This is a genomic window from Arthrobacter zhangbolii, from assembly GCF_022869865.1.
In the GTDB taxonomy this organism is placed as follows: domain Bacteria; phylum Actinomycetota; class Actinomycetes; order Actinomycetales; family Micrococcaceae; genus Arthrobacter_B; species Arthrobacter_B zhangbolii.
In genome coordinates this window covers 129,416-148,844 of sequence record NZ_CP094984.1, presented here as the reverse complement: position 1 = coordinate 148,844, position 19,429 = coordinate 129,416, and the positions used below count along the sequence as shown (strand labels likewise).

Annotated in this window: 18 protein-coding genes; 7 read left to right on the top strand and 11 right to left on the bottom strand. The window is 66.6% G+C overall.

The window, feature by feature from the left end; all coding sequences use genetic code 11:
- Window positions 1–13: 13 nt before the first annotated feature.
- From MUK71_RS00745 to MUK71_RS00725, 5 genes are all read right to left on the bottom strand, one after another.
- Window positions 14–871: a spermidine synthase gene (locus MUK71_RS00745; protein WP_227929692.1), complete on the bottom strand. Its 858-nt coding sequence runs from the start codon at window positions 869–871 to the stop codon at window positions 14–16.
- Entirely contained in the window at window positions 871–1,389 is a 519-nt protein-coding gene (locus tag MUK71_RS00740) for a GNAT family N-acetyltransferase (RefSeq protein ID WP_227929691.1), read from the bottom strand. Before MUK71_RS00740 ends, MUK71_RS00745 begins: the two co-directional genes overlap by 1 nt.
- 115 nt (window positions 1,390–1,504) lie before the next feature.
- Window positions 1,505–2,149, bottom strand: coding sequence for an O-methyltransferase (locus MUK71_RS00735; protein WP_227929698.1), 645 nt, complete (start codon window positions 2,147–2,149; stop codon window positions 1,505–1,507).
- Window positions 2,150–2,180: 31 nt separating this feature from the next.
- Window positions 2,181–2,531, bottom strand: a complete 351-nt coding sequence (locus MUK71_RS00730; RefSeq protein WP_227929690.1) for a thiamine-binding protein — start codon at window positions 2,529–2,531, stop codon at window positions 2,181–2,183.
- Between the two features lie 44 nt (window positions 2,532–2,575).
- Window positions 2,576–4,093 (bottom strand): APC family permease, encoded by a 1,518-nt coding sequence (locus MUK71_RS00725; protein ID WP_227929689.1) that lies wholly within the window; start codon window positions 4,091–4,093, stop codon window positions 2,576–2,578.
- Between the two features lie 244 nt (window positions 4,094–4,337).
- Between MUK71_RS00725 and pta the strand changes: the two genes are divergently transcribed.
- The 4 genes from pta to MUK71_RS00705 all read left to right on the top strand — a co-directional run bounded on the left by pta (window position 4,338) and on the right by MUK71_RS00705 (window position 9,517).
- Entirely contained in the window at window positions 4,338–6,410 is a 2,073-nt protein-coding gene (pta, locus tag MUK71_RS00720) for a phosphate acetyltransferase (protein ID WP_227903245.1), read from the top strand.
- Entirely contained in the window at window positions 6,410–7,552 is a 1,143-nt protein-coding gene (locus MUK71_RS00715; protein ID WP_227929688.1) for an acetate/propionate family kinase, read from the top strand. Before pta ends, MUK71_RS00715 begins: the two co-directional genes overlap by 1 nt.
- Before the next feature lie 140 nt (window positions 7,553–7,692).
- A complete protein-coding gene (locus MUK71_RS00710; protein ID WP_227929687.1) occupies window positions 7,693–8,172 on the top strand; it encodes a hypothetical protein in 480 nt (159 codons plus the stop codon).
- Window positions 8,173–8,329: 157 nt separating this feature from the next.
- Complete coding sequence (locus MUK71_RS00705; RefSeq protein ID WP_227903242.1) at window positions 8,330–9,517, top strand: zinc-dependent alcohol dehydrogenase; 1,188 nt, start codon at window positions 8,330–8,332, stop codon at window positions 9,515–9,517.
- 136 nt (window positions 9,518–9,653) lie between these two features.
- Here MUK71_RS00705 and MUK71_RS00700 read toward each other — a convergent pair whose 3' ends face one another.
- The 3 genes from MUK71_RS00700 to MUK71_RS00690 are packed head-to-tail and all read right to left on the bottom strand — an operon-like array spanning window position 9,654 to window position 12,398.
- Entirely contained in the window at window positions 9,654–10,172 is a 519-nt protein-coding gene (locus MUK71_RS00700; RefSeq protein WP_227929686.1) for a metallophosphoesterase family protein, read from the bottom strand.
- Entirely contained in the window at window positions 10,173–10,568 is a 396-nt protein-coding gene (locus MUK71_RS00695) for a DoxX family protein (RefSeq protein WP_227903240.1), read from the bottom strand.
- 30 nt (window positions 10,569–10,598) lie between these two features.
- Window positions 10,599–12,398 (bottom strand): glycoside hydrolase family 15 protein, encoded by a 1,800-nt coding sequence (locus MUK71_RS00690; RefSeq protein ID WP_227929697.1) that lies wholly within the window; start codon window positions 12,396–12,398, stop codon window positions 10,599–10,601.
- Window positions 12,399–12,657: 259 nt separating this feature from the next.
- Between MUK71_RS00690 and MUK71_RS00685 the strand changes: the two genes are divergently transcribed.
- Window positions 12,658–13,917, top strand: coding sequence for a DUF445 domain-containing protein (locus MUK71_RS00685; RefSeq protein WP_423723745.1), 1,260 nt, complete (start codon window positions 12,658–12,660; stop codon window positions 13,915–13,917).
- A gap of 38 nt (window positions 13,918–13,955) precedes the next feature.
- Here the strand turns inward: MUK71_RS00685 and MUK71_RS00680 are convergent, their stop codons facing one another.
- The 3 genes from MUK71_RS00680 to MUK71_RS00670 all read right to left on the bottom strand — a co-directional run bounded on the left by MUK71_RS00680 (window position 13,956) and on the right by MUK71_RS00670 (window position 15,914).
- A complete protein-coding gene (locus MUK71_RS00680; RefSeq protein ID WP_227903239.1) occupies window positions 13,956–14,708 on the bottom strand; it encodes a hypothetical protein in 753 nt (250 codons plus the stop codon).
- 139 nt (window positions 14,709–14,847) lie between these two features.
- Complete coding sequence (locus MUK71_RS00675; RefSeq protein WP_227903238.1) at window positions 14,848–15,123, bottom strand: GlsB/YeaQ/YmgE family stress response membrane protein; 276 nt, start codon at window positions 15,121–15,123, stop codon at window positions 14,848–14,850.
- 134 nt (window positions 15,124–15,257) lie between these two features.
- Window positions 15,258–15,914, bottom strand: a complete 657-nt coding sequence (locus tag MUK71_RS00670; RefSeq protein ID WP_227929685.1) for an alpha/beta hydrolase — start codon at window positions 15,912–15,914, stop codon at window positions 15,258–15,260.
- 260 nt (window positions 15,915–16,174) lie between these two features.
- Here MUK71_RS00670 and MUK71_RS00665 point away from each other — a divergent pair, with 260 nt between their 5' ends.
- Both MUK71_RS00665 and MUK71_RS00660 read left to right on the top strand, forming a co-directional pair.
- Window positions 16,175–17,206 carry a 1-phosphofructokinase family hexose kinase gene (locus MUK71_RS00665; RefSeq protein ID WP_227903236.1) on the top strand — a complete coding sequence of 344 codons (1,032 nt, stop codon included), beginning with the start codon at window positions 16,175–16,177 and terminating at the stop codon, window positions 17,204–17,206.
- On the top strand, window positions 17,206–19,428 hold the full coding sequence (locus MUK71_RS00660) for a PTS fructose transporter subunit IIABC (RefSeq protein ID WP_227929684.1): 2,223 nt from the start codon (window positions 17,206–17,208) through the stop codon (window positions 19,426–19,428). The genes MUK71_RS00665 and MUK71_RS00660 overlap by 1 nt, the downstream gene beginning before the upstream one ends.
- The last annotated feature ends 1 nt before the right edge of the window (window position 19,429 follow it).

Here is a 19,429-nt window from a genome sequence, read left to right as displayed (position 1 = left end):
ACTTGAGGTGAGGTTAGCTACTCACCGGATCATGCAGGATCCGGGCATCGGCGGCGAAGCTGCGCAGTTTCGCGTCATCCCAGAGATGCGCCGGCACGCCGCCGCCGAGCAGTGCACGAGGCAGGCCGGGATCCTCGGCAAACGGTGCATCGCTGCCGGCCAGGATGATGTTGCCGTAGCGGCGGCCCTTCAGCATGGCCGGATCGGCTATGGCTGCGGTGTACCGGAAGGCGGCACAGATGGTGGCCGCCTCCGCACGCGCACCGCGCAGGTCCGGAGTGTCCCCGCAATTCACTACGTAGACCCCGTCCGGCGCCAGCACCCGCCGGGCATGCGCAGTGAATTCCGCCGTCGTCAGCGGCACCGGCGTCTTCGCGCCGGCGAACACATCCCGGATTACCAGGTCCCGGCTTCCGTCATGCAGGGTCTCCGTGACGGCCCGGGCCTCACCGACCCGGAGCCGCAGCAGCGGCGCCCGGGGCAGATCAAACCAGCCGCGGACCAGCTCGGCCAGGCGCCCGTCGAGTTCGACGGCGACCTGCCGCGCACCCGGATACACGGCGGCAAAATACCGCGCCAGGGAACATGCCGCACCGCCCAGGTGCAGTGCACGCAGGGAGGCATCCGGGCGCCAGCGGGATTCCACCAGGGCCGCAATCCAGCGCATGTACTCGAAATCCAGGTGCCGCGGGTCTGCCAGGTCAATGTGCGAGCTGTGCACCCCGTTGACCATGAGGATCCAGCTGTCGGAGGCGAAGGAGTCCGGCACCAGCTCACAGGTTCCGGTGTCGATGGGGTAGGTTCCAGCCACCGGCCCCGCACCCGGCGCGGACGTTTCCACGGGGTCCTTACCGGGCCGCTTGCGCCCCATCAGTTTCTCACCATGCGGATTTCCACCATGCCGGTCCCGGCCCAGACCTGGGGCAGGTCCTTGACGGTTCCGTCCGGCACAAAGCCGTTCCGGCGGTAGAACGCCTGCGCCCGGACATTGTCTTCCAGCACCCAGACATAGGCCGGTGCGTCTGCCACGGCGTGTTCCAGCAGGGCCTGGCCCACTCCGCTGCCGTACGCCTCGGCCAGGATGTAGATGGACCACAGCTCCAGCGGCAGGACAGCACGGATGTCTTCGTCCCGGGCCGGGCCGGCGGAGGCAAAGCCGAGAAGCCTGCCGTCCCCGGCATGGGCCAGCCAGGTCCGGATGGCGGGATCCGAGGCCTGCTCGGCCAGAGCTGCGCGCCGGTGTTCGACGGCGGCGCTGCGGTCCGCTTCCCGGCGCCGGAAGACCTCCTCGCCGAGGACGTGTGCATAGCTTTCGCGCCAGGACTGCAGATGTACGGAGACGAAGTCCGCGGCGTCGTCTGGCGTGGCACGCCGGATGCTAAAGCTCATGCCTCCAGCTTAAGCGCCGGGGCTGCCAGCACCCGCAGCGGGCTTCCGGGGCCGCGGGCAGAGCAGTAGCTCCGGCTCGCTGACCGCCGCGGATCCCGTGTCATGGCAGATTTCGTCACTGCACTACCGCCAGCGCGAAGCCGTCCCAGCCCTTGGACCCGACCGTCTGCAGTGCGGTCGCCTGCAGGCGCGGGTCCGAGCCGAGCAGATGCAGGACTTCCCGTGTCCCCTGCACCGCGGCGTCGCCGTCGGGATCCAGCACGCTGCCGCCGCGAACCACGTTGTCCACCACTATGAGGCTGCCGGGTCGGGAGAGCCGCACCGCCCAGTCAAGGTAGACGGGATTGTTCACCTTGTCCGCATCGATGAAAACCAGGTCAAACGGCCCGGCGAGCGTGGGCAGCGTGTGAAGGGCCTCGCCCACGCGGATGGTGACCAGGCCGCCGAGCCCGGCCCGTTCCAGGTTGGCGCGGGCAACCTCGGCATGCCGGGGTTCGTATTCACAGGTGACCAGCTCGCCGTCGGGCGGCAGTGCCCGGGCGAGCCAGGCCGTACTGAAACCGCCGAGGGTGCCGATCTCAAGGATCCGCCGGGCACCCCGGATACCGGCCAGCAGCATCAGGAACTTGCCCTGGGCGGCAGATACTTCAATGGCCGGAAGCCCGGCGTCCGCCGTTGCAGTGACAATCCCGGTGAGGGCGGCGTCCGGTTGGACCACTTGGCCGTCCAGGTAGTCCTGCACCTGTTCCCAGTCCTGCATCACTGCCGCTCCCGCTCTGCCGTATCCGGCGTTAGGCGTGCCCGCTCCGGTCATCCAGTTTTGTGAGGGCGTTTTCCAGCCGCTGGACCTTGCCGGCCAATTCGCCCGTATGGCCCGGCCGGATGTCCGCCTTCAGCACCAGGGAGACCCGGCTGCCGTACTGTCCCACTGCTTCCGTGGCCCGCCGGATCACGTCCATGACCTCATCCCACTCCCCCTCCACCGTGGTGAACATGGCGTCGGTGGAATTGGGCAGGCCGGAATCCCGGACAATCCTTACGGCTGCGGCGACGGCGTCATGCACCGAGGCATCTTGGGCAGGTCCGCCGGGCCGCGTGAGCGGGCCGGCACCGGACGGGGCAACGGAAAAGGCAACAAGCATGCGCCCAGTCTGCCACCGGAGCCGGTCCGGCGCATGCGCAGGGCTCAGGCCCCGGAGGTGTCCGTGGCGGATTCGGCAGCGGCAACACTGCTGAACTTCTCATTCAACCGTGAGTGGCGCTGGCCGTAGGCGAAGTACAGCAGGAAGCCAATCAGCAGCCAGCCGGCAAAGTAGATCCAGGTTTCCACGGCCAGGTTGGTCATGAGGTACAGGCAGAGCAGCGCGGAAAGCACCGGGATTACCGGCCCGAACGGCACCCGGAATGCCGGACGGAGGTCCGGGCGCTTCTTCCGCAGCACCAGGATGCCCAGGCTGACCACCACAAAGGCGGACAGGGTGCCGATGTTGATCATTTCCTCCAGCACGTCCACCTGCGTGAACCCCGCCACCAGGGCTACCAATGCGCCGCACAGGATCTGCAGGCGGGCAGGCGTGGCGTGCTTGTCACTGGTCCGGGACAGGGCACGCGGCAGCAGTCCGTCGCGGCTCATGGCCAGCACCACGCGGGCCAGGCCCATCAGCAGCACCATGATCACGGTGGTGAGTCCAATCAGGGAACCGACGGCAATCACCGCAGCCGCCCCGTTGTTGCCCACCAGGGAGAAGGCGGTGGCGAGGTTCGGGGACTCCACCGACGCCAGGTCGGTGTAGGAGACCATGCCGGTCAGGGCGAGGGACACGCCGATGTACAGCAGGGTCACCACGGCCAGGCCTGCGAAGATGCCCCGCGGGAGGGTTTTACCCGGATCCTTGACCTCTTCGGCCGAGGTGGCAACAACGTCGAAGCCGATAAAGGCAAAGAAGACGACGGCGGCACCGGCAAACACTCCCAGGAGTCCGTACTGGGCCGGGGCAGCTCCGGTGACGAAGGAGAACAGGGACTGCTGCAGCACACCCTCGCTGCCGCTGCCGGAGGTAGGAACGGAGTCCGGGATGAACGGGGTGTAGTTCTCCGCCTTCACGTAGAAGAACCCGGCCACGATCACAAACAGCACCACACCCACCTTGATGATGGTGAAAACGTTGCCCACCTGGGCGGAAAGCTTGGTGCCCATGACCAGCAGGATGGTGAACACGGTAACAATCAGGAACGGACCCCAGGTCAGGTCAATCGGCCCGAAGTGCAGGGTCGCGGGAACGTCCAGCCCTATCAGCGCAAACACTTCGCTGAGGTAGATGCCCCAGTACTTGGCGATCACCGCCGCGGCGGTGAACAGTTCAAGGATCAGGTTCCAGCCGATGATCCACGCCACCAGCTCGCCCATGGTCGCGTAGCTGAACACATAGGCGGAACCGGCCACGGGAATGGCCGTGGCGAACTCGGCGTAACACATGATGGCGAGCGCGCAGGTGATGGCGGCCAGGATGAAGGAGACCGTCACGGCGGGTCCGGAAAACTCGGCGGCGGCCTTAGCCCCCACCGAGAAGATGCCGGCGCCGACGGCGACCGCGACACCCATGATCATCAGGTCCCACGTGGTGAGCGAACGCTTTAGCCGGCGCCCCGGCTCATCGGCATCCGCCAGGGAGTTCTCAATGGGTTTGGTACGGAAGAGACTCACGGGGGTCCTCGCCTTGGGTTTTGAGGAAATCTAACCATTTAATCGTAGGCTCGGCGCTCTGCGGCACTTATGTCAGTCTCACATGCTGAGACGGGAGAGTCCACGAAGAGCCGGCCGGCAGGGTCCCTCCACGGTGTCCGCTGGCAAGTCCGGGATGCTTTTGCGACTATTGATGTGATGCACGCCACGGGTCGCCTCAGGCGCCCGGGTGCGTGCCCTCCCGGCAACGAACGGAAACGCAGCTATGGCCCGTGGAATCTATGTCAGTGCCATGACGCCGGGTTCCGGCAAGTCCCTGATCAGCCTGGGGCTGGCGGACATGCTGGGCCGCCATGCCGACCGGGTGGGCTTCTTCCGGCCGATTGTTGAAGGTGATAATCCCGCCGCAGACCCGATGGTGGAACTGATGCAGCGCCGATTCAATCTTGGCCCGGCCACCTGCCGCGGCGGTTTGACCCGCGCGCAGCTGCGCGCGCTGCTGGTGGCAGGTGAGCGGGGCGAAGTGGACGCCCGCTGCCTTGCGGTTTACAGCGAGATTGCCGCCCACTGCGATGTGGTCATTGTGGAGGGAACGGACCTTTCCGGGCACGACGTTGCACTGGAGTTCGATCTCAACGCCAGGTTGGCCAATGACCTGGGGACCGTGGTGCTCGCCGTCGTAAATGCCCAGGAAATGACCGCGGCGGAAACCGCGGACGCCGTGGATGTTTCCCGCCGCCAGCTCGCCGAGGCAAAATGCGACCTGCTGGCCATGATGGTCAACCGGGCCGCGCCGTCGGAGCTTGATGACATCAGTGCTGCCATGCGGCCGGGCAACAGCGGACGGCCGGTCTACGTCCTGCCCGAACAAAGCGAGATCTCCCAGCCGTCCGTAGCCGAGGTGCAGAAGGCCCTGCAGGCGCGACAGGTGGCCGGCAGCCCCTCCCTTGAACGCGACGTCTCCGCAGTGAAGGTCGCCGCCATGACCGTGAGCAACTTCCTTCCCCAGCTGACGGACGGCACGCTGGTCATTGTCCCGGCGGACCGTGCCGACGTTATGGTGGCCACCCTCGCCTCCTCCATCTCCTCCGACTTCCCGGTGGCCAGCGGCATGATCCTCACCGGCGGCCTGCCGGTGGAACCAGCCATCCTGGGGCTGCTGGCCTCCGCGCCCTTCCCGGTCTTCGACGTCGGCGCGGACACCTACACCACGGCCCGCCGGGTCAGCCAGGTCCGCGGCGAAATCTCCAGCGGCAATCGGCGGAAGGTCGCGGCGGCACTGGGCGCCTGGTCCAGGCATGTGGATGAGGCTGAGCTGCTTGAGCGGCTCGCCCTCCCCCGCCCCGCCACGACCACCCCGCTGCGCTTCCTGAATGAGCTGATCATGCGTGCCCGCGCCAGCCGGCAGCGGATTGTCCTGCCCGAAGGGCTGGACGTGCGGATCCTGCAGGCCGCGGAAATCCTCAGCCGCCGGGACGTATGCGCCCTGACCGTCCTGGGGCCGGAGGCGCAGATCCGGGAGCTGGCCGCCAGCGAGGGCATTGACCTGTCCAATATCAGCGTCATCAATCCCGCCACCAGTGCCCTGCGGGATGAATTTGCCCGGGAGTACGCCTCCTTGCGCAAACACAAGGGCGTCACACTGGAGGACGCCGCGGAACGTATGCTGCACGGGGCATACTTCGGAACCATGATGGTCCAGCTCGGCCGGATGGACGGCATGGTCTCCGGGGCGGCCCACACCACGGCCAACACCATCCGCCCCGCCCTGGAGTTCATCCGCACACGGGAGGGCGTGAAGATCGTGTCCTCCGTGTTCCTGATGCTGCTCTCTGACCGCGTACTGGTGTACGGGGACTGCGCGGTGAATCCGGACCCGGATGCGGAGCAGCTGGCGGACATCGCCTTGGCATCCGCCGCCACCGCCGCACAGTTCGGCGTCACGCCCCGCGTGGCCATGCTGTCCTACTCCACCGGATCCTCCGGCAAAGGCGGCTCCGTGGAGCGCGTGCGCCAGGCCACGGAGCTTGTCCGCGCCGCCCGCCCGGACCTGCCGGTGGAAGGGCCCATCCAGTACGACGCCGCCGTGGACGCCTCCGTGGCGGCCTCTAAGGTGCCGGGCTCCTCGGTGGCCGGCCAGGCCACGGTGTTCATCTTCCCGGACCTGAACACCGGCAACAACACCTATAAGGCAGTCCAGCAGTCCGCGGGAGCCGTGGCGGTGGGGCCGATCCTGCAGGGACTGCGCAAACCCGTCAACGACCTCAGCCGCGGCTGCACCGTTGAAGACATCGTCAACACCGTGGCCATCACCGCGGTCCAGGCGCAGGAGGACTGATGCTGGTTCTGGTAATCAATTCCGGTTCATCGTCACTGAAGTACCAGGTGCGGGAAACGGACACGGAAGAGCTGCTGACAAAGGGCATCATTGACCGGATCGGGGATGTGGTTCCGGATCATGCGGCTGCCCTCGAAGAACTGGCCGGCCGGCTCCGGGAGGAACTGGACGGGCGAAGCATCGACGCCGTGGGACACCGCGTGGTCCACGGCGGCGAGCGCTTCAGCGAGCCCGTGCTGATCAACAATGAAATTGTCCGCTCCATTGAACGGCTGAGCCCGCTGGCGCCCCTGCACAACCCCGCCAGCGCCATGGGCATCCGGGCAGTGCATGACAAGTGGCCGAAAATCCCGCAGGTGGCGGTCTTCGACACCGCATTCCACCGCACCCTGCCCGAACGGGCCTGGCACTACGCCCTGCCGAACACCCTTTACCGCCGCTACGGCATCCGCCGCTACGGATTCCACGGCACCAGCTACGGCTACGTAGCCCCGACGGCCGCCCGGTTCCTTGGCATCGATCCCGCCAGGTTCAACGCCGTGATTGCGCACCTGGGCAACGGCGCTTCCGTAGCGGCTATCCGGAACGGAAAGAGCATTGATACCTCCATGGGATTCACCCCGCTTGAAGGACTGGTGATGGGCACCCGCAGCGGCGATGTGGATCCCTCAATCCTCATCTTCCTGGCCCGGCAGGGCTACGACGCGGACACCCTCGATGACCTGCTGAACCGCGAATCCGGCCTGCGCGCGCTGGCCGGAGAGTCCGACATGCGCAGCATCGAGACAGCTGCGGAGCAGGGCGATGAGCGCTCCCGGCTGGCGCTGGACGTCGCCGCCTACCGGCTCGCGAAATACATCGGCGCGTACCACGTGGCCGTGGGAGGCGCCCAGGCGGTGGTGTTCACGGCCGGAATTGGCGAGAACGGCTGGAAATTCCGGCAGCTTGTGCTGGACCAGCTCGGCCCGCTGGGTATCCGGCTCGATTCCGAAGCCAACCTGGTAACGGGAAAGCAGGCCAGGCGGATCAGCACGGAGGATTCAGCGATCCCCGCCCTGGTGGTGCCCACGGACGAGGAGGAAGCGATCGCGGAAGCCACCGCCGCCGTCGTCGGGAACCTGGAACAGGAACCCGTCTTCTAATGGAAGGTGTTTCCCGATAACCGATCCGCCCTGCGGGGCAGGCCAAAGACCGGGCACCTGCTGACAGGCCGCATGGCGCGTTGGTACGGTGGCAGACCCGGTTAAGCAGTGGCCGGGACCCGCGTCTCCGTGGAGATGACATGGAAGAGCCGCTTCGCGTACTGGTACGCGTGGATACCAGAGATGCCACCGCATCGGTGGAAGTACGGGGATCGCTCACGGGCTCCAACTGCGAGACCCTGCTCCGGATCCTCCGGCACACAGCCACGCTGGGGGCCAGCATCTGCGTCAACCTCACCCGCGCGGTCCGGGTTGAATCCGACGCCTTCACCGTTCTCGCCGCAGCCGTCCGTGAAATCGACGGACCGGTGGAAATCACCAGAAGGCCGGGCGGAACGGAGGACGGTCCGGCGCCCGTCGGAACCGACTCCCTGGACAGCAGGCCGCAGGAGCGTAACCCGCAGGAGACTAACCCGCAGGACGGCCGCGCGCTGCAGCGCGACCCCCTGGACAATGCCCGTGCACTTGAAATGATCCTGGCCCGGGACCGGAGCGTGCTCGCCGCACCGCGCATTCAGCCCGGCGCCGGGCGTGCTGCCGGACACAGCCCCGGTTCCTAGCGGCCTTCCCGGTCGATCCAGACACCGCGGCAGACCTGTGGCAGGCCCTGTTGAGTAGTTCCGAAACGCAGCCGTTTTGTCAGTACGCTTATCAATTGGCAGAATGGGCCTTAGTTCTTTCAACGTACTCAGCATGCAACCAGCAGGAGGATCGCACGTGAAAGCAGTTACTTGGCAGGGAAAAAACTCCGTCAGCGTCGAGCAGGTTCCGGATCCGGTGATTCAGGAACCGACTGACGCCATCATCCGCGTCACCTCCACCGCAGTCTGCGGTTCGGACCTCCACCTCTACGGGGTGCTGATGCCCTACATGAAGCCGGGCGACATTCTCGGCCACGAGACCATGGGCATCGTGGAAGAGGTTGGCTCCGCCGTCACCAACCTGAAGAAGGGTGACCGTGTGGTCATCCCCTTCCAGATTGCCTGCGGCGACTGCTACATGTGCCGCCAGGGCCTGCAGACCCAGTGTGAGGTCACCCAGGTCCGCGAGAAGGGAATGGGCGCCGCGCTCTTCGGCTTCTCCGAGCTGTACGGCTCCGTTCCCGGCGGACAGGCCGAGTTCCTGCGGGTGCCGCTGGCCGACTACAACCCCATCAAGGTGGGCTCCGAACTCCCGGACCAGCGCTACCTCTTCCTCTCCGACATCCTGCCCACCGCCTGGCAGGGCGTCCAGTACGCCAACGTGCCCGACGGTGGCACCCTGGCCGTTTACGGCCTGGGTCCGGTGGGCCAGTTCGCGGCCCGCATCGGCACGCATCTGGGCTACCGCGTCATCGGCGTGGATCCGGTCGAGGAACGGCGGAAGCTCGCCTCCCAGTACGGCGTGGAGACCCTGGACCTGCACAAGGAAGTCGCCGATGAGCTGCGCAGCCTGACCGACGGCCGCGGCCCGGACTCCGTAGTGGACGCCGTCGGCATGGAAGCCCACGGCTCCCCGGCCGGCAAGGCCGCCCAGACCGCCGTCGGCCTGCTGCCGGACAAGCTTGCGCAGAAGGCCATGGAAACCGCGGGAACGGACCGTCTCTCCGCCCTGCACGGAGCCCTTGACGCGGTCCGCCGCGGCGGCACCGTCTCCCTCAGCGGTGTGTACGGCGGCACGGCCAGCCCCATGCCGCTGATGAACATGTTCGACAAGCAGCTGAACCTGCGGATGGGCCAGTGCAACGTCAAGCGCTGGACCGATGACCTGATGCCGCTGGTGGAGGATTCCGCGGATCCACTGGGCGTCACCAACCTGGTCACCCACCAGGCGTCCCTGGAAGATGCCCCCGAGCTCTACGAAAAGTTCCAGAAGAAGGAAGACGGCTGCATCAAGGTGGTCTTCCAGCCGGGCGTCCGCGACTGAATGCCGGCCGCTTAGCTGCTGCTTCGCATGCACGGCCAAAACGCCGGGCCTGCCCCCACGGGGCAGGCCCGGCGTTTTTTGTTGTCCCCGCCCGTGGCCGGAGCCGGAGGGTGCGTGCCGCTCTCTGCCTAGCCGGCTAGCGCCGCCGGACCTCCCGCAGCGGAAGCCGCCGCAGCTCGGGCGTGAGGGCGCTTCCGCTGATTTCCAGTCGCAGGTAGGTGCAGAACGGCTGCCGGCGGCGGTCCGTGGGCGAGCCGGGATTCAGCAGGCGCATACCGGCCGGCGTGACTGAATCCCAGGGGATGTGGCTGTGTCCAAAAACCAGCAGGTCGGTGTCCGGAAACTGCTTATCCATGCGTTCTTCCCGCCCGGGCGCCGGCCCGGTTTCATGCACGACGGCCAGCCGCACCTCCTCAACCAGGGCCCGCCCCACCAGGGGCAGGCGGGCGCGCAGGCCGGCGCCGTCGTTGTTGCCGTAGCAGGCCACCAGCTTCCGTGAGCGTTCCGCCAACTGGTCGAGCAGCTCCTCGCTTACCCAGTCACCGGCATGGACCACAATGTCCGCGGCGTCTATTTCTGACCAGACTTCCTCCGGAAGGGCCTTGGCCCGCTTGGGCAGATGCGTGTCAGCGAGGAGCAGGAGCTTAGTGGACATTTACTTCCGCAGGCTCCAGGCCCAGAGGATCAGCGGAAGCTGCAACGGCAGGCGCAGGCTGTGAATCAGCTTCTCCCGATCCCCGCCGCGCGGTCCGAAGGACCGCTGCAGGGCACTGATATGGCCGGCGATAAAAGCAACATACATGGCAGCCGTACCGGTGGCCGCCGTGCGCCGGGTTGCCGGCAGCAGCAGGGCGGCCGCCGCCGCGAACTCCAGGACACCGCTGACATGGGTCCACTGCCGCCGGGTCATCACACCGTATTTGCCGTCGGTGTCGGTGCTGATGCTCCGGGGCACCACGGCATTGTAGAAACGGGGGTTACGGAAGTGGTTTACGGCGCTGGTAGTCAGCAGGGCAGCCATCGCCACAGCCGAGAGGCTCTTGCGGTTCATCGGTTTCCTTTGGTCGGTGAATGCTTCCGGTTACCCGGACGGCGGCCGCGCCTCAGCGCCGGCCAGCGCGTCCGCGGCCCGGACCAGGGCCAGGTGCGAAAACGCCTGCGGGAAGTTCCCTGCCATATGTCCGTTGGATGCATCATATTCTTCGCTGAGCAGTCCCAGTTCATTGGAGTATCCCACCAGCTGGTCCATCAGCCGGCGGGCTTCCGGCAGCCGCCCGGTGTACGCGTACTGCTCCACCAGCCAGAAGCTGCAGGCCAGGAACGGGTTCTCCCCGGCGGGCAGCCCGTCCTCACCGGTTTCGGTGGCATAGCGCAGCAGCAGGCCCGAGGGGTGGCGCAGCTGCTTCTCCAACTGCGCCACCGTGCCCAGCATCCGCTCGTCGTTGTAGCCGATGAAACCTACCTGCGGCAGCTGCAGCAGGGAGGCATCCACCCCGGTGCCGCCGTAGTACTGGGTGAAGGAGTTCAGCTCCCGGTCGAAGCCGCGTTCCAGGATTTCGCGCCGCAGTCCGTCCCGCAGCCCCTCCCACACTTCCACCGGGCCCTCGAGCCCGTGTTCCCTGGCCGCATCCGCTGCCCGGTCAAACGCCGCCCACATCATCACCCGCGAGTGCGTGAAGTGCCGGGGCTCCCCCCGCATCTCCCAGATCCCATGGTCCGGTTCCTCCAAATGTTTTTCGAGGTAGTTCAGCAGCGCGCGCTGCAGGGGCCAGGAGAAGTGGTCCTCGGGCACCCCCCGGTCCCGCAGCCGGGCCAGCGCCACCATAACGTGGCCCACCACGTCCGCCTGGTACTGTCCCACGGCACCATTGCCCAGCCGCACCGGCGCCGCACCCCCGTAGCCGGGGAACTGCGGAAGGACCTGTTCGGGCAATTCCCGGCCGCCGTCCACCGCATAGAGAATCTGCAGGTCCTCGGGATCTCCCGCCACTGCGCGCAGCAGCCAGCTGCGCCACTGCAGCGCCTCTTCCTGATAACCGTGCGTCATCATGGCCACCAGGGTCAGGGCGGCATCGCGGAGCCAGCAGTAGCGGTAGTCCCAGTTGCGTTCGCCGCCTGCTTCTTCAGGCAGTGAGGTGGTGGGGGCTGCAACAATGCCGCCGGTGTCCTCATGCGTCAGGGCCCGCAGCACCAGCAGTGAGCGGCGGACCGCCTGCTCGTAGCCGCTGGATTCCAGACGCCGGTGCCCCCACTCCTGCCAGTAAGCCGATGTGCGCTTCAACGCCGCGTCCAGGTCCTGCGGCGGCGGAACCGGCCGGTGCGAGGGGTACCAGGTCAGTTCCAGGTCCAGGCACTCGCCCGCGGAGACCTCGAATTCTCCGATGTGGCTGTGGTTGCTGGCCACGGGCAGGTGCTTGCTCCGCAGCACCAATGCACCGGGACCGGCGATGGCTGAGAGATGTTCCCCGCCGCTGTCTGTACCGCGGAAGACCCAGGGCATCACGGTTCCGTAGCCGAAACGGATTTTCAGCTCCTGCCGCATGGCAACCGTGCCGCTGATGCCTTCGATTCGGCGTACCAGTGAAGCCCGCCGGTCCCCCACCGGCATGTAGTCGGTAACCCGCACCGCCCCGCCGGGTGCCTGCCAGTGCGTGCGCAGCACGAAGGTGGACTCGAGGTAGCCGCGGTGCGTCACGGTGGCCGCCGGATCGCTGGGGGCAAGCAGCCAGCGGCCGTGTTCGCTGGTACCCAGCAGCGCACCGAAAACGGACGGCGAATCGAACCGGGGCAGGCACAGCCAGTCCATGCTGCCGGTACGCGAGATCAGTGCGCCGGTGTGCAAATCGGAGACAAGCGCGTAGTCCTCGATGGGGCAGGGCAGCTGGGGCGGCACGGTGGCCGCCGTGACGGTATCCGGGAGGGGGAACGCCGCAGAAAACTCTACCGGGGATGCCATGGCACTACTCAACCACACCGCTCCGGCCGGATCCCGTGCTCGTAGCGCACCCGAGCCAATCACTGATTAGATTGGGTCAGGGCCGTTCCGGTGTTCAGCTGCCGGCCGCGGACCCCTCACTGGATTAGGGAGTGGTATTGAAACTCGCGTCAACAATGGCACTGTCCGTGAAGGAGGCCCGCGCGTGAGCGCCGTCGCAGCCCCCACCGACGAGGAGCGCGCCCTCGCCCTGCGCCGCATGAAAATGCTGGCGACAGGGTTGCTGATTGCCCTGGCGGTGATTTTCCTTTTTGCCTTCGCCCTGCAGGAGCGGTATCCGTGGCTGGCGTACGTCCGGGCCGCTGCCGAAGGCGGCATGGTGGGCGCCCTTGCTGACTGGTTCGCCGTGACCGCGCTGTTCAAGCATCCGATGGGCATCAAGATCCCGCATACGGCCATCATCCCGGAAAAGAAGGACCAGATCGGCGCCTCCCTGGGCCAGTTCGTGGAACAGAACTTCCTGTCCGAGGAGATCATCCGGACCAAACTTGACTCCATGCAGGTGGCCCGGAAGGCAGGCACCTGGCTGGCCCGGCCCGAGGGCGCCGAACGGGTGGCTACCGAAGGCGCAGCCGCCATCCGCGGTGCACTGCGCGTACTGGATGACGACGCCGTCCGCGACGTCCTCGAATCGATGTTCCGCCGGCATGTGGTGGATCCCCAGTGGGGCCCGCCGGCCGGGCGGATGGCCCAGCGGGTCTTTGAAGAGGGCCACCACCACCAGCTGGTGAACCTGATCGTGGACAGCCTTGCCGACTGGGTGCTGGCGAACCCCGAAGTGATCAGCCGGCTGGTAGCCGAACGTTCGCCGTCGTGGGTCCCCTCGTTCCTGGATGACCTGGTGGGCGAACGGGTGCAGGTCCAGGCCGAGCGGTTCCTGCTCGATGTCCAGGAGAATCCGAACCACCAGCTCCGTGTGGCGCTGGATAACTACCTCACCGGGGTGGCCAGGGACCTGCAGGAAGACCCCAAAACCATGGCCAAGGCCGACGCCGTGAAGGAGCAGGTCCTCGACGATCCCCGGGTCCGCGAACTGATGACGCAGACGTGGACCACCATCAAGAACGCACTGATGACTGCTGCGGAGGACCCGGAGAGCGAACTGACCCGGAACTTTACCTCTGCTGTGCAGGACTTCGGTACGCGCCTGGTCAATGATCCGGAGCTTGCGGCGAAGGTGAACGGTTACGTTGCGGACGCTGCCGGCTATCTGGTCCGCACCTACCGCAGCGACATCGCCGGTGTGATCACCGAAACGGTGGAACGCTGGGATGCGCAGGAAACCTCGGAGAAGATTGAACTGCAGGTCGGCAAGGACCTGCAGTTCATCCGGATCAACGGCACCGTGGTGGGTTCCCTGGCCGGTCTGGCCATTTTCACGGTCGCCTCCGCCGTTTTCGGCTAGCCGCCTCGCTCCGCCGGCGGAGCCAACCGTCCGGTTGGCTAGGCGGGCTTGTCCAGGCGGTCCAGCTCGCCGGCGAGCTGCCCGGGAATGGTTGCGGGCGGTTCGCCGAAGGCTGCACGGGTGGCGCGGATAACGCCCTTGCCCATGGCACGGTTGCCTACGCCGCCGACGACGGCGCCCACACCAAGCGGCAGGGCACGTCCCAGCAGCGCAGTACCCTGGCGCGCCATCACCCGCTTGAGGAACTGCTTCCGGATGCCTGCGCCTACGGAGCCGAGCACACCCGAGGGCATGTTGCCGATGGTGCTGCCCCAGGTGGAGGCACTGCCCCGCCCGGCAAGCGACTGCATCATGGAAGTGCCCTCCTCGCCCAGCATGATGGCCATCACCATCGTGCGGGAACGTTCCGGGTCCGCCAGCCGCACGCCGTGCAGCTCAGCCACTGACTGGGCATACAGTGCGGTGGCCTCGAGGAACCCGACCGTTGCCGCGGCCGAGAGGCCCAGGGCGGCGGCAGTTCCTACGGCCGGTATAACCGCGGTGGCACCAACTGCTGCGCCACCACCCATCACCGTATTGAGGTAGTGCCGGTCCAGGATGCTAATCAGCTCCGCGGCATCGGCTGAGGGATGCCTGCGCTGCAGCCGGCGGATATTGGCGAGCACCAGGGGCCGCTGCACTTCGATCGCGCGTTCGATACCCCGGACCACGTGCGGTTTGGGCTGTCCGTCCGGCCCGAAGGCGGCCCGGCCGGCCAGTTTGGCTGCGGGATTGAACTTGCGTCGCTTCACTAGAACTCTCCTTGGGGAAATCCGGTGCCGGCGTGGATCTTTCGTCTGTTTAAAGCTAAAGGGCGGGATCCGGTGGAATATTCCAGCCGGGCCCCGCCCTCCAAATCAGCACGCCGCGTCAGCGGCGTTCACGCACTACTTAGGCGCGGCTGCCGCTCTTGCGGGTAACGAAGCCGTAGATCAGCAGAACGATGATCGAGCCTACGATGGCCAGGACCCAGGTCCAGAGCGACGTCAGGCTGAAGAGCTCGCCGCCGTCTCCCATGACCAGGCTGCCGAGCCAGCTACCGAGCAGAGCGCCAATAACACCGAGGACCAGAGTGGCGAGCCAGCCGCCGCCCTGACGACCCGGAAGGATCAGCTTTGCAATTGCACCTGCGATGAGACCCAGAATAAGGAACGCAATGATACCCATTTGATTCTCCTTGCTGTGTGAGTGACAGTGATTTCCAGCGCCGCCTTGTGAGCAGCGCTTTCCTCCAGCCTACTTGATCAGCATGCTTAGTCAGTAGTCGGACAGGAATTCCCTAAAAAGGGAAACTGTGTTAGTTACCGCGCGCGTGGCGATTTTCCCGACGGCGTGTCGGAACCGGCAAAGCGGCGAAGGAAAATACCGATATCGGCTATTTCCCGTGCCCCGATGGAATGTCCCATGCCTGGATACGTCCGTGCAGTCAGTGCCGTGTTTTCCTCCAGCCAGTCCTGCGTATGGTTTACGGCATCGGCATTGATGACCCAGTCCTGCCGGTCCCGCCCCCAGAAAAAAGGCACCCGCACCGGCAGCGGTTCACTGGCTGCCAGGAGCGGGTTTGGGGCAATGAAACCGGACAGGCCGACGACGGCGCGGAACTCCTGGGGCCGCAGCCTGAGCAGGGTGCCGGCCATGGCCATTCCCTGCGAGAAACCTGCCAGCGACACCCCGCTGAAGGCATATTCGCTGCGCAGGCGGTCAAGCTGGGAAAGGAGTTTCAGGGCAGCTTCCAGCACCTCCGAGGAATCCGAAGTAAGCAGCGGGTCAAGCAGGAACCACCCGCTGCCGCCGCCCACCTCCAGCCCGCCGCGGACGGCAGCACCCACGGCTGACTCCGGCAGCGCCGCGAACAACGGTTCCATGGCCTCTTCCCCGGATCCATAGCCGTGCAGCAGGACAACCAGCTCCCGCCCCCGGCGCCGGTCCGCCGGTGCGGACCATGTCACGTTTTCCATCGGGCCAGCCTAGCGCCGGCGCCCGCGTTTGCAGCCCCCGACGGGCACCCCCGCCCCGCCACCATTGCCACGGGCGGTGCACCAAAAGTAAAGTCGCATCAGCGCATAAACAGTGGTATTTGCCACAGATTGCGGGTGTGCATGGATCCGATCAGAAGCCCTCATAACCACCGGAATAAGCGCCGGAAACCGCCCTGCCGGACGGTCCGGTGTGCTCCACCGGCCGTTCCGTGGATATCCGGCGAGGATGGATTCCCTTCATGATCATCACGCTCACCGCCAATCCCAGCCTGGACCGGACCGTCGGGCTTCCGGGTGCACTGGTAAGGGGCGCCGTACAGCGGGCTTCCGCCTCAGAGGAGGAATCCGGCGGCAAAGGGGTCAATGTTGCGCGTGCCCTGACGGTGTCCGGGGTAAGGGCGGTCGCCGTTCTCCCGGGAGCGGACGCGGACCCGGTCATGGGCGGCCTGCGGAAAACCGGCGTGGAGTACGTCAACCTGCCGATTGAGGCACCGCTGAGGAGCAACATCACCCTCACGGAACCGGACGGAACCACCACCAAGGTCAACGCCCCCGGACCTCCCCTGAACCCGGTGGAGCAGGAAGCCCTGATTGCCCTGCTGGTGGGGGCCTGCGCTGTGAAGGACGGCAGTGGCAGCCCTGCCTGGGTGGTTTTGGCCGGCTCTCTGCCGCCCGGCGTGCCACCGGACTTCTACGCAGTGACCGCCTCGGCAGTACGGGACCGGCTGGGGCCGGAGGCCCCGCGGATTGCCCTGGATTCCTCCGGCCCGCCCCTGACCGGTGCACTGCTGCACGGTGCGGGACCGGATCTGGTGAAGCCCAATGCCGAGGAACTCGCCGAAGCCACCGGGTTCTCATCGGAAGCGGCACTCGAGGAAGACCCGCTGCTGGCCGTCCGTGCTGCCCACATGCTGCTCGAGCGCGGCGTCGGGGCCGTCCTTGCAACGCTGGGCGCGAAGGGGGCGCTGCTCGTCACCGCGGAGGGAAGCTGGCTCGCCTCCCGCCCTCCGGTCCAGGCCCGGTCAACGGTGGGGGCCGGTGACTCAGCATTGGCGGGGTACCTCCTGGCGGAAGTCGCAGGACTTTCCCCGTCCGATTGCCTGCGGCAGGCCGTGGCGCACGGTGCCGCAGCGGCCTCACTGCCCGGAACCCGGCTTCCTGCCCTCGCGGACACCGACCCCGCGGCCGTGACCGTCACCGCCCTGAACGGTCCCGGCGGCCCTGCCGCCTCCGGGACAAGCACTGCCTCGCCCTCGAAGGAGGAACGCTGATGTCGGATCTGATCACCCCGGAGCTGGTTACCCTTGACCAAAACCTTGGCGCAGACAAAGGCTCGGTGATTGCCCACCTGGCCCGCGCCGTCGTTTCAGCCGGCCGCGCGCAGAGTTACGACGATTTGTACGCCGACGCGATGGCCCGCGAAGGAAAAACAGCCACCGGTGTTCCCGGCGGCATCGCCATTCCGCACTGCCGCTCCGCGGCCGTCACCAAGGCAACCCTGGCTATGGCACGAATCGACCCGCCGGTGGACTGGGGAGCGAAGGACGGACCGGCGGATATTGTCTTTTTCATTGCTGCTCCGGAAGGCGCCGACCAGGAACACCTGCAGCTGCTGGCCAAGCTGGCCCGGTCGCTGATCCGCAAGGATTTCACCGCGTCCCTACGTTCGGCGGCCACCCCCGGCGACGTTGTTGAACTGGTCGACGGCGCGCTGGGGCTCGGTCCGGGTCCGGCCGGAACAGACAGCTCCGGCGCCGCCGGCCCGGCAGCGGCAGGCGGGGCCGCCACCGGCGCCACGGCAGCAGGCTCCACGGGCGCCGCAGGGAGTTCCGCCACCGGCAGTTCCGGAACCGCAGGCAGCTCCGGGACCGGCGCGGGTGCGACGGCGGCGGGGGCCGGCGCGGCGGGAACCGGGAACGGCGGGCACGGGGCTGACGCCCCCGCATCAGAGGGCGGCACGGGCGCCACGGCGTCGGATACCTCGAAGTCCCCGCACCTCGTGGCCGTCACCGCCTGTCCCACGGGCATTGCCCACACATATATGGCCGCGGATTCACTGGCCGCCGCAGCCGCCGAGCGCGGAATCGACCTGCAGGTCGAAACCCAGGGGTCGGCAAAATCCACACCGCTGGATCCGGAGATCATCCGCAATGCCGACGCCGTGATATTTGCCACCGATGTTGATGTGCGGGACCGGGGGCGCTTTGCCGGAAAACCGGTTATCAGTGGTCCGGTAAAACGCGGCATCGACGAGCCGGGCGTGATGATCGATGAAGCAATCGAATCCATCAACAACCCCAATGCCCGCCGGGTCTCCGGCGGGGGCGGCGGCGGAGACGAGCGCGAAGGGGCGGCGTCAGGCGGGGAGAGCTTCGGCGGACAACTGAAGCGGGCACTGCTGACCGGCGTCAGTTACATGATTCCGTTTGTGGCCGGCGGCGGCCTGCTGATCGCGCTGGGCTTCCTGCTGGGCGGCTACGAGCTCTCCCTGCAGGTGGACGAGGTTGCCAACGGTGACCGGATGCTGGACGGCACCTCGATTCTGAATCCGCCGCCGGAGGGCTTCATCGCCTACCTCGGTGCGGTGTTCTGGAAGATCGGCAACCTGTCCCTGGCGTTCCTGGTCCCGTCGCTGGCCGGCTACATAGCCTATGCCCTGGCGGACCGGCCGGGCATTGCCCCGGGCTTTACTGCCGGATCAGTGGCCCTGTTTATGGACGCCGGCTTTATTGGCGGCATTGTGGGCGGCCTGCTGGCCGGTTACATGGCCCGGTGGATCGGCAATTGGACCGTTCCCTCGTGGCTGCGGGGGCTGATGCCGGTGGTCATCATTCCCCTGCTGGCCTCGCTGATAGCCTCCGGCCTGATGATCCTGGTCCTCGGCGGGCCGATAGCCGCACTGACCCTGGCGCTGAACAACTGGCTGACCAGCCTGACCGGCGTCGCAGCCATCGGACTGGGCATCATTCTGGGTCTGATGATGGGCTCGGACCTGGGTGGTCCCATCAATAAGGTTGCCTATGCCTTCGCGGTGGCCGGACTGGGTGAAGGCAGCTTCGAGAACCAGGTCCCGTGGGAGATCATGGCAGCTGTCATGGCTGCGGGCATGGTGCCGCCACTGGGTATGGCCCTTGCCTCCACCGTCCTGGCCAAAAACCAGTTCAGCATGGCCCTGCGGGAGAACGGCAAGGCCGCCTGGCTGCTCGGAGCGGCGTTTATTTCCGAAGGCGCCATTCCCTTTGCGGCCGCCGATTTCTTCCGGGTTATCCCCTCCACAATGCTCGGAGGTGCCGTGGCCGGTGCCATCTGCATGGCAACCGGAGTAACCTCACAGGCACCCCACGGCGGGATATTCGTGTTCTTCGCCATTGGCAACATCCTGATGTTCGTTGTGGCCATCCTGGCCGGCACGGCCGTCACCGGGTTTGTCTACGTGGCCCTGAAACGGTTCGTAGGCCCCCGGAAGAATGCAGAGGAACCAGCCATTGCATAAG

What these genes read in the sequence shown, in the direction of transcription:
- MUK71_RS00745 (WP_227929692.1), bottom strand. Translation starts at nt 871, where the DNA reads ATGGGGCGCAAGCGGCCCGGTAAGGACCCCGTGGAAACGTCCGCGCCG.
- MUK71_RS00740 (WP_227929691.1), bottom strand. Translation starts at nt 1,389, where the DNA reads ATGAGCTTTAGCATCCGGCGTGCCACGCCAGACGACGCCGCGGACTTC.
- MUK71_RS00735 (WP_227929698.1), bottom strand. Translation starts at nt 2,149, where the DNA reads ATGCAGGACTGGGAACAGGTGCAGGACTACCTGGACGGCCAAGTGGTC.
- MUK71_RS00730 (WP_227929690.1), bottom strand. Translation starts at nt 2,531, where the DNA reads ATGCTTGTTGCCTTTTCCGTTGCCCCGTCCGGTGCCGGCCCGCTCACG.
- pta (WP_227903245.1), top strand. Translation starts at nt 4,338, where the DNA reads ATGGCCCGTGGAATCTATGTCAGTGCCATGACGCCGGGTTCCGGCAAG.
- MUK71_RS00715 (WP_227929688.1), top strand. Translation starts at nt 6,410, where the DNA reads ATGCTGGTTCTGGTAATCAATTCCGGTTCATCGTCACTGAAGTACCAG.
- MUK71_RS00710 (WP_227929687.1), top strand. Translation starts at nt 7,693, where the DNA reads ATGGAAGAGCCGCTTCGCGTACTGGTACGCGTGGATACCAGAGATGCC.
- MUK71_RS00700 (WP_227929686.1), bottom strand. Translation starts at nt 10,172, where the DNA reads ATGTCCACTAAGCTCCTGCTCCTCGCTGACACGCATCTGCCCAAGCGG.
- MUK71_RS00695 (WP_227903240.1), bottom strand. Translation starts at nt 10,568, where the DNA reads ATGAACCGCAAGAGCCTCTCGGCTGTGGCGATGGCTGCCCTGCTGACT.
- MUK71_RS00675 (WP_227903238.1), bottom strand. Translation starts at nt 15,123, where the DNA reads ATGGGTATCATTGCGTTCCTTATTCTGGGTCTCATCGCAGGTGCAATT.
- MUK71_RS00670 (WP_227929685.1), bottom strand. Translation starts at nt 15,914, where the DNA reads ATGGAAAACGTGACATGGTCCGCACCGGCGGACCGGCGCCGGGGGCGG.
- MUK71_RS00665 (WP_227903236.1), top strand. Translation starts at nt 16,175, where the DNA reads ATGATCATCACGCTCACCGCCAATCCCAGCCTGGACCGGACCGTCGGG.
- MUK71_RS00660 (WP_227929684.1), top strand. Translation starts at nt 17,206, where the DNA reads ATGTCGGATCTGATCACCCCGGAGCTGGTTACCCTTGACCAAAACCTT.